7 protein-coding genes and 1 pseudogene are annotated in these 8,807 nt (G+C 67.5%); 7 read left to right on the top strand and 1 reads right to left on the bottom strand.

Annotated elements, in window-relative coordinates; translation table 11 throughout:
* Positions 1-363: 363 nt before the first annotated feature.
* From ACGF7Y_RS22225 to ACGF7Y_RS22195, 7 genes and pseudogenes are all read left to right on the top strand, one after another.
* Positions 364-573, top strand: a complete 210-nt coding sequence (locus ACGF7Y_RS22225) for a hypothetical protein (protein WP_393236493.1) — start codon at positions 364-366, stop codon at positions 571-573.
* Between the two features lie 23 nt (positions 574-596).
* Positions 597-1,352, top strand: coding sequence for an SDR family oxidoreductase (locus ACGF7Y_RS22220; protein ID WP_393236476.1), 756 nt, complete (start codon positions 597-599; stop codon positions 1,350-1,352).
* 10 nt (positions 1,353-1,362) lie between these two features.
* On the top strand, positions 1,363-2,346 hold the full coding sequence (locus ACGF7Y_RS22215; RefSeq protein ID WP_393236475.1) for an NADPH:quinone oxidoreductase family protein: 984 nt from the start codon (positions 1,363-1,365) through the stop codon (positions 2,344-2,346).
* Positions 2,347-2,388: 42 nt separating this feature from the next.
* Positions 2,389-3,151, top strand: a pseudogene (fabG, locus tag ACGF7Y_RS22210) (3-oxoacyl-ACP reductase FabG).
* Between the two features lie 14 nt (positions 3,152-3,165).
* Positions 3,166-3,618 carry a MaoC family dehydratase gene (locus tag ACGF7Y_RS22205; RefSeq protein WP_393236474.1) on the top strand — a complete coding sequence of 151 codons (453 nt, stop codon included), beginning with the start codon at positions 3,166-3,168 and terminating at the stop codon, positions 3,616-3,618.
* A gap of 25 nt (positions 3,619-3,643) precedes the next feature.
* Complete coding sequence (locus ACGF7Y_RS22200; protein WP_393236473.1) at positions 3,644-4,645, top strand: NADP-dependent oxidoreductase; 1,002 nt, start codon at positions 3,644-3,646, stop codon at positions 4,643-4,645.
* Positions 4,646-4,660: 15 nt separating this feature from the next.
* The gene (locus tag ACGF7Y_RS22195; RefSeq protein WP_393236472.1) at positions 4,661-5,287 is read left to right on the top strand and encodes a TetR family transcriptional regulator; all 627 of its coding nucleotides are present in this window, start codon (positions 4,661-4,663) and stop codon (positions 5,285-5,287) included.
* A gap of 102 nt (positions 5,288-5,389) precedes the next feature.
* On the opposite strand, the gene ACGF7Y_RS22190 is transcribed toward ACGF7Y_RS22195, so the two are convergent.
* Positions 5,390-8,707, bottom strand: coding sequence for a protein kinase (locus tag ACGF7Y_RS22190; protein WP_393236471.1), 3,318 nt, complete (start codon positions 8,705-8,707; stop codon positions 5,390-5,392).
* Positions 8,708-8,807: the final 100 nt, after the last annotated feature.

Genomic DNA, 8,807 nt, shown 5'->3' with positions numbered 1-8,807 from the left:
CGCTGCGACGTCCTGTTCGCCATGCTCCGCAACAAACAGCCCTACCGGACACCCGCAACCTCAGCAGCTTGACGAACACGATAGGGACACCCCCCAGCGACACCGGCACGGGCCGGTCGAGAATGGTGACTCGAGTCCACAGCCGCACAGACAGGCCGGGCGATCGGACGATCTGCTGTGAACCGATGCCACCGGCACGGGCGGGGCTGACTGCCAATAGCTGTCCGTCGAGGGGCTACGGCCGGGAATGTGACCTGTGTCACAGTTCGAATCGGCTCTGACGTATTGACCACCGCCGGTCCGTCCAGCATGGTGTCGAGAGGTTAACAAGCGCTCAGTAACTTGCTCGGAAGGTTCGCATTCATGCCCGAAGCCGTCATCGTCTCTGCCGCCCGGTCGCCGATCGGTCGCGCCGGCAAGGGTTCGTTGCGGGATCTCCGGCCCGACGACTCGGGGGCGCGGATCGGGCGGGCCGTCCCGGCGGAGCAGTTGCCCGACAAGCAGATCAGCCCGGGGACGATGTGTGTCGGCGGCGGTCGGGGCACGGCGATGGCGCTCGAGGACTTGTCGTAACCGCCGATCCGCAAAAGGACTCATTGATGAACAGATTCGAAGGCAAGACAGCGATAGTCACCGGCGCGAGCCGGGGCATCGGGCTCGGCATCGCGCAGCGCTTGGTGGACGAGGGGGCGAGAGTGGTCATCACCGCCCGCAAACAGGACGCCCTCGACGAAGCGGTGGAAGCACTGGGCGGCCCCGGCCGCGCGCTGGCCGTCGCGGGCCGTGCCGATGACGTCGAGCACCAGGCGGAGACGGTCGCGCGCGCGATCGGCACATTCGGAAGCGCCGATCTCCTCGTCAACAACACCGGCATCAACCCGGCGTTCGGGCCGATGGTCGATCTGCCGTTGGAGGTGGCCCGCAAGATCGTCGAGGTCAACTGTCTGGCCGCGCTGTCGTGGGTGCAGCAGACGTACCGGGCCTGGATGAAGGACTTCGGGGGCGCGATCGTGAACGTGTCGTCGGTCGCCGGTGTCAAGCCCGCGCCGGGCATCGGCTTCTACGGTTCGAGCAAGGCGATGCTCACGCACATCACCCAGGAACTGGCGGTCGAACTCGGCCCGAATCTGCGCGTCAACGCCGTCGCCCCGGCGGTGGTGAAGACGAAGTTCGCCACCGCTCTCTACGACGGCCGAGAGGACGAGGTCGCCGCGGCCTATCCGCTGAAGCGGCTCGGCGTGCCCGAGGACATCGGCAGTGTGGTGGCGTTTCTGCTCTCCGAGGACGCGAGCTGGCTGACGGGGCAGTTGCTGGTCGTGGACGGCGGCGTCACGCTGACGGGTGGGGTCTGAGATGGCGCGGATGAAGGCATGGCGCGTCCACGAGCTGGGCGAACCGAGCGCGGCGCTGCGGCTCGATGACGTGGAAGTTCCGGAGCCCGGGCCGAGCCAGGTTGTCGTGCGGGTCTCCGGCGCCGCGGCGAACTTTCCCGATGTGCTGATGTGCCGCGGCCGCTATCAGGTCCGGCCGCCGTTGCCGTTCACGCCCGGCGTCGAATTGTGCGGCGAAGTGGTGGCGCTCGGCGCCGACGTGGCCGGGATCGCTGTGGGGGACCGGGTGCTCGGGGGCGCGGCGCTGCCCCACGGTGGTTTCGCGGAATTCGCCGTGTTGGAGGCCGCCCAGACGTTCGCCGCGCCGCCGTCGCTGGATGACGCGGAGGCGGCCGCGCTGTTCATCGGCTACCAGACCGGCTGGTTCGGGTTACATCGGCGCGCCGGATTGTCGAAGGGCGAGACCCTCCTGGTGCATGCCGCGGCGGGTGGCGTGGGCAGCGCCGCGATTCAGCTCGGCAAGGCCGCGGGCGCACGGGTGATCGGAGTTGTCGGCGGTGCCGAAAAGGCGGCCTACGCCAGGGATTTGGGTGCCGACGTGGTCATCGATCGTCACCAGCGGGACTTCGTCGACGTCGTCAAGGACGTCACCGGCGGTCGTGGTGCCGACGTGATCTACGACCCGGTCGGCGGCGAGGTGTACCAGCGGTCCACGAAATGCGTCGCCTTCGAGGGCCGCATCGTGATCGTCGGGTTCGCCGGCGGCGAAATACAAACCGCCGCGTTGAATCACGCACTGATCAAGAACTATTCGATTCTCGGTTTGCACTGGGGTTTGTACAACACCCAGGATCCCGCCGCCGTCGCCGAATGCCACCGCGCGCTGAGCGCACTCGCCGCCGATGGTGCGATCCGCCCGCTGGTCAGTGCCCGGCTGGGACTGGAGGACGTCGCCGACGCCGTGCAGCGACTCGCGGACGGCGAGACCGTCGGCCGCGTGGTCTACACGCCCTGAGCCCAGCAGTTTCCACCGCAATCACATCTTCGAGGAGAATTCATGACCGAACCGACACAGCGGATCGCGGTCGTCACCGGCGCCGCTCGCGGAATCGGCGGCCGCCGTCGCCCGGCGGCTGGCCGCTGACGGTATGGCGGTAGCCGTGCTCGACCTGGACGAGTCCGCCTGCAAGACGGTCGTCGACGAGATCGAGTCCGCCGATGGCCGCGCGCTCGCGGTCGGTGTCGACGTTTCCGACGAGGCCGCGGTCACCCGGGCGGTCGATCGCGTGGCCGCCGAACTCGGCGCACCGGCGGTGCTGGTCAACAACGCCGGGATCCTGCGCGACAATCTGCTGTTCAAGATGAGTGTCGACGACTGGGATGCCGTCCTGAATGTGCACCTGCGCGGGTCGTTCCTGCTGGCCCGGGCGGTGCAGGCGCACATGATCGAGCAGAGGTGGGGTCGCATCGTGAACCTGTCGAGCACGTCGGCACTCGGCAACCGTGGCCAGGCCAACTACGCGGCCGCCAAGGCCGGCTTGCAGGGATTCACCAAGACGCTCGCACTCGAACTCGGCAAGTTCGGCGTCACCGCGAACGCGGTCGCCCCGGGTTTCATCGAGACGGAGATGACCGCGGCCACCGCCGCCCGGATGAACATTCCCTTCGAGGAGTTCAAGACGGCAATGGCCGCCCAGATTCCGGTCGCCCGTACCGGCACTCCCGCCGACGTCGCGCACACCGTGTCGTTCCTGGTGAGCGAGGGCGCCGGATTCGTGTCCGGCCAGGTGATCTACGTGGCCGGCGGCCCGCGGAACTGAACGGAGGGAGACCTGTGCGGGTATTTCATGGCCTGTCCGAGCTGGCGTCCGCCGTCGGAACCCACCTCGGCTACAGCGATTGGCACGCGGTGACCCAGGAACGAATCGATCGCTTCGCCGAAGCTACCGGGGATCACCAATGGATCCATGTGGATCCCGCGAAGGCCGCCGCCGGACCGTTCGGCACCACCGTCGCACACGGGTTTCTCACCCTGTCGATGGTGCCGATGCTGGCCGGACAGGTGTACGCGGTGCGGGGCCTATCGATGGGCGTCAACTACGGCACCAACAAGGTGCGATTTCCGACTCCGGTCCCGGCCGGATCCCGGGTGCGAGCCGGTGTCGAGCTGGTCTCGCTCGTGCCGGGCACGATCGGATCGCAGGCGGTGATCCGAGTGACCGTGGAACTCGAGGGCTCGGACAAGCCCGCGTGTGTAGCCGAGACGGTCGCGGTGCTGGTGCCGTGACGACCGATCAGGAGGAGGAGAACACGTGACGACAACCCAGCAGGTGCGACTGGCGAAACGGCCGTCGGGGCTGCCCGACGCGGGCACTTGGAACCTGACGACCGAGGAACTGCCCGCGCTCTCCCCGGGCCAGATCCTGGTCGAGGTGGATTTCATCTCCCTCGATCCGGCCATGCGCGGCTGGCTCAACGACGTGCGGTCATATGTGCCTCCGGTCGGGGTCGGGGAGGTCATGCGGTCGCTGGATATCGCGACCGTTGTGGAGTCGACGCATCCGGACTTCGCCGTCGGCGACGCCGTCAGCGGAACCTTCGGCGTGACCGAATACGCGATCCACGACGGCCGCGGGGTGCAGAAGGTCGATTTGACCGCGGCGGGCGGTCCGACCTGGTTGGGCACCCTGGGAATGCCGGGAATGACAGCCTATTTCGGCTTGCTCGAGGTCGGTGACCTGCGAGCCGGAGACACGGTGGTGGTCTCCGCGGCCGCAGGTGCCGTCGGCAGCATCGCCGGTCAGATCGCGAAGATCAAAGGCGCGACGGTGATCGGGATCGCGGGCGGCGCCGAGAAATGCCGGATGCTGACCGAGGAACTCGGCTTCGATGCGGCCATCGACTATCGGAGTGAGAACGTCCTGCTGCGGCTGCGGGAGGCCGCTCCGAAGGGGATCGACGTCTATTTCGACAATGTCGGCGGTGACATCCTCGATGCCGCGCTCGCCAATCTCCGGCGTGGCGCCCGCATCGTCATCTGCGGTGCGATCTCGGCGTACAACGCGGAGAAGCTCCCTCCTGGACCTTCGCGGTATATGTCACTGCTCGTCAACCGGGCGTCCATGACGGGCTTCGTCGTTTTCGACTACGCGGATCGTTACGGTGAGGCGGTCGCGGAGATCTCCGGGTGGCTGGCCGAGGGCAGGATCAAGAGCAGGGAGCACGTCGTGGACGGCGGGGTAGCTCGCTTCGGTGAAACCTTGAACATGCTGTTCACGGGCGCCAACACCGGCAAACTCGTGCTCGCCGTGTAGAGCCATACTGTCCAGGTGACCGATACAGAGGACCGCTCGCGCGCGGACCAGACCCGAGCGCGGCTGCTGGACGCGGCGGTGGTCGCCTTCGCCGAACGCGGCTTCCACGGCTCGACGACCCGCGACATCACATCGATCGCCGGAGTGAGCACGGGGGCGATCTACGTCTACCACCGTTCCAAGGAAGAGTTGCTCTACCAGATCTCGCGCGCCGGTCACCTGGACACCCTGGAGCGCGTCCGCGCCGCCATCGCTTCGGCACAAGACCCCGCCGAGCAACTGATCGCCGTGATGAGGGAGTTCACGATCCATCACGCACGCGCCCATACCGTCGCCCGCATCATCAACTACGAACTCGCCGCTCTCAGCCCAGAACATCAACAGGAGATCAAGGAGACCCGACGTGCCATCGAAGGAGAGGTCCGGAGCCTGATCGAGCGAGGGGCGGCCGCCGGGGTGTTCGAGAACTCGAATATCCATATGGCCGCGACCGCTCTGCTTTCGCTCGGAATAGATATCGCGCGCTGGTATCACGAGGGTGGTTCCTGGTCGCCGGAGGACATCGGCGACTATTACGCGGACCTCGCGCTGCGAATCGTGGGCGGTCGGCGGCCGAGTCGCCCCGAGTCCGCTCGATCGTGAAGATCGCGGGATGATCGCAGGCCGAGCGGCGCCGGAGAATTGCTCGCGAGGATCGCGAGAGGACTGAGGTGGCTTCGGGGAGTCGTCCCGGTCCGATCGAGGTCAAGAACTCGCTTGCCGGGCTTGCTCCACGAACCAGGCCGCGATCTGAGTGCGTGAGGTGAAGCCGAGTTTGGTCAGGATGTGTTCGACATGGCCCTGGACGGTACGTTGCGAAACCACCAACTTGTTGGCGATCTGCTTGTTGCTGAGCCCTTGGGCGACGAGGTCGGCGACCTGCCGCTCCCGCTTGGTCAGCCGCGCAGCCGGGCCCGACGCGACCGCCGCGTCGGTGGGCTGCTCCCCGAGCGCGTACGCGACGGCGGCGTCCACTCCCATCGCCTGGCCTTGCCGAAAGGCGGCGTCGAATCTGCGAGCACCGAGCGCGCCTCGCGTCGTTCGCTCGCATTCCTTGTGAAAGCGCGACATGCTCAGCAAGACGGCGCGCACGCTGCCGCCCGCCAGCCAGTTTCCCTGGGCGGCTCCCAGCAGCACAGCGGCGCGTTCGACGTCGCCCCGGTCGGCGACCGTCCAGGCCAGCGCCTCGATGCCGAACGCGGTGAGCACCGGACTGTTGGACCGCCGATTGATTCGCAACGCCTCCTCCAGCAACCGTTGGGCACGGTCTCGGTCGCCCTGCTGGCGTGCGGCGACGCCCAAGCCGCGCAACGCAGTCGAACGATAGAGCAGTTCGCCTTGGGCTTCGGTGATGGAAAGCACTCGCCGGTAATGCTCGGACGCCCGGGTCATGTCGCCGCGCAGTTCGTATGACCATGCGAGGATGGCCAGCGCGCTGACGTAGAGTTCTCCCGTTCGGTCAGCGCTGAGCAGCTCCACCGCCTGTTCGAGGGACGAGGACGCGTCGGCCGCTTCGCCCCTGGCGAGTGCGACGATGCCGGTGGCGTAGGCAAGCTGTCCCTCGATGGCGGGGGTGGGGTCTTGGGCGGCGAGTGCTCGCCCCTCCGCCAGGAAAGCGGCGGTGGCCTGGAAATCCCCCTGTGGCGCGGCAACCTCGCAGGCCGCGCGCAGGGCACTGATGCGGTCGGGTATCGATTGCGCGCCGGGGTGGGCGAGGACGCGGTCGATCCAGAATCGGCCTTCCCCGTGCAGGCCGCGAAAGCTCCAGAACTCGTGCAGCGCCGAGGCGATGCGCAACCCTGCTTCAGCCGCTGCCCGGCTGTTGTCGGTCAGGCAGGATTCGAGCGCTTCGCGCAGGTTGGGTTGTTCACGTTCGAGCCGGGCGATCCAGTCGGGCTGCCGGGGGCTGATCCACTCGGCTTCGGCGTTCAGCGCCATGCGTTGGTACCAGTCGCGGTGCCTACGGCGAAGCTCGGTGTCCTCGCCGGATTCCCGCAGTTTCTCCCGGCCGTAGTCTCGCAAAGTCTCGAGCATCCGGATGCGCACGACGGAATGCGATTGCTCCCGGATCAGGATCGATTTGTCCACGAGGGCCGACAGCACATCCAGCGGACTTCGCGCAGCGGAGTCGAGTGCCATCATGTCGGTACCACAGATTTCTTCGGCGGCGTCGAGTTCGAAACTGCCGGCGAACACCGACAGCCGCGCCCACAGCCGCTGTTCGGCGCGGGTGCACAACTCGTAGCTCCAGGCGATACACCACCGCAGCGTTTGCTGCCGCGCGGGGGCGGTGCGGCTGCCGCGGGTGAGCAGCGCGTACCGGTCGGTGAGCCGGGCCAGGATCTGCTCCGGCGACATGGTGCGCATCCGGGCCGCGGCGAGCTCGATCGCCAGCGGCAACCCGTCCACCTGAGCGCAGATTCCGGCGACGGCGGACTTGTTGTTTTCGTCGAGCTCGAAGTCCGGCACCGCGGCCGCGGCGCGGTCGGCGAACAACGTCACCGCGTCGAAGCGCGGTAACCCCGCCAGGGTCGGCTCCCGTCCCGGCTCCGGCACCAGCAACGGCGCCACCCGCAGCACCGTCTCTCCGGCGATGTTCAGCGGTTCCCGGCTGGTGGCCAGGACCCGCAGATCCGGACAAGTCCGCAGCAACGTCTCCGTCAGCCCGGCTACGGCCTCCACCACGTGCTCGCAGTTGTCCATCACGACCAGCGTTTCGCGCGAACTCAGGAAGTCGATCAGAACCTCGAGCAGCGGCGTAGCCGACTGGTTCCGTACGCCGAGGGCGGCTGCGACCACGTCGACCAGCAGGGCTGGATCCGACACCTCGGCCAGCTCGACCAGCCACACCCCGTCGGCGAAATCGCGGCGCGACTGCGTCGCTGTGCGCAGCGCCAGCCGTGTCTTGCCGACACCTCCGATGCCGGTCAACGTCACCAGCCGGGAGGCCGACAGCAATTTCTTCAGTTGCGACACTTCGGCGCGCCTGCCGACGAAACTGGTCAACTCGAGCGGCAGCTCGCCGCTTTGGTTCCGCGCGGCCGCCGTCGGTGTACGCCACCCCCGCGACGGTGGCTTCTCGCCCCGACGCCCGAGCATCTCGTCGGGGTGCTCGAGATCCGATTCGCCCAGCAACGCCATCTCCCCTACCGAGAACCCGCGGTCCTGCTGCATCTGCCGGATGGCCTCGCCCAGCGCCGCGGCCGAGGGCCGCTCGCGGCGGTCTCGGCTCATCGCGGCTTCCACCAGCGCCGACACGTCCTCGGGGATACCTTTCTCCCGTAGGTCCGGCACCGGCTGGGTGGACATCCGGACGAACTGCGCCACCACGTTCTCCCCGCTGTGCCGCTCGAACGCGGCATGGCCGGTCAGCGCGCAGAACAGCGTGGCGCCGAGCCCGTAGACGTCCGCGGCCGGGGTCGGATCGACGCCTTCCAGCACTTCCGGGGCGGTGAACGCGGGCGACCCGGTCACAATGCCCGCAGCGGTCTGGAATCCGCCGGCGATATGCGCGATACCGAAATCGGTCAGCGCCGGCTCCCCGTACTCGGTGAGCAGGATGTTTCCCGGTTTCACGTCCCGATGCACGATATCGAGGCGATGCGCGCTGGCCAGTGCACCGGCGATCTTCACTCCGATCGACAACACCCTCTCCAGAGGAAGCGGGCCGTGCTGTCGTATCCACGCATCCAGCGAGTTCAGCGGGTGATACGGCATCACCAGGTAGGGCTGCCCGCTACCGATCGCACCGGTCTCCAGCACGGTGACGATGTTCGGATGCGCCGTCAACCTGCCCATCGCGCGCTGCTCCCGCGCGAACCGGGCCTGGTTGTCGGCGTCCAGTTCCGCGGACAGGACCTTTACCGCTACCGTCCGGTCCAGCGCAACCTGTCGGCAGCGATACACCACACCGAAACCCCCGCGACCGATCTCCACCGCGTTCTCGAAACCAGCCGCGGCCAGCTCCGCCGTGAGAGGCGTTGTCACCTCACGGCGTGTCCGCAGCGGATCGTCATCGGTCATCGCTCGGGCGTGACCCCACCAGCATGTCTCCGACAGCAGGCAACATGCGCGCACCTTTCACCACTGCCCAGGGTATCGCCGAAACATCGACGACGGCCCA

The sequence above is a fragment of the Nocardia sp. NPDC047654 genome (assembly GCF_043205035.1).
GTDB lineage: Bacteria > Actinomycetota > Actinomycetes > Mycobacteriales > Mycobacteriaceae > Nocardia.
The sequence above is the reverse complement of the archived record's forward strand: the minus strand, read 5'-3'. Positions and strand labels throughout refer to the sequence as shown.

Bases quoted from the DNA above. Each gene is read 5' to 3' on its own strand.
- ACGF7Y_RS22225 (WP_393236493.1), top strand. From the start codon at position 364: ATGCCCGAAGCCGTCATCGTCTCTGCCGCCCGGTCGCCGATCGGTCGC.
- ACGF7Y_RS22215 (WP_393236475.1), top strand. From the start codon at position 1,363: ATGAAGGCATGGCGCGTCCACGAGCTGGGCGAACCGAGCGCGGCGCTG.
- ACGF7Y_RS22190 (WP_393236471.1), bottom strand. From the start codon at position 8,707: ATGACCGATGACGATCCGCTGCGGACACGCCGTGAGGTGACAACGCCT.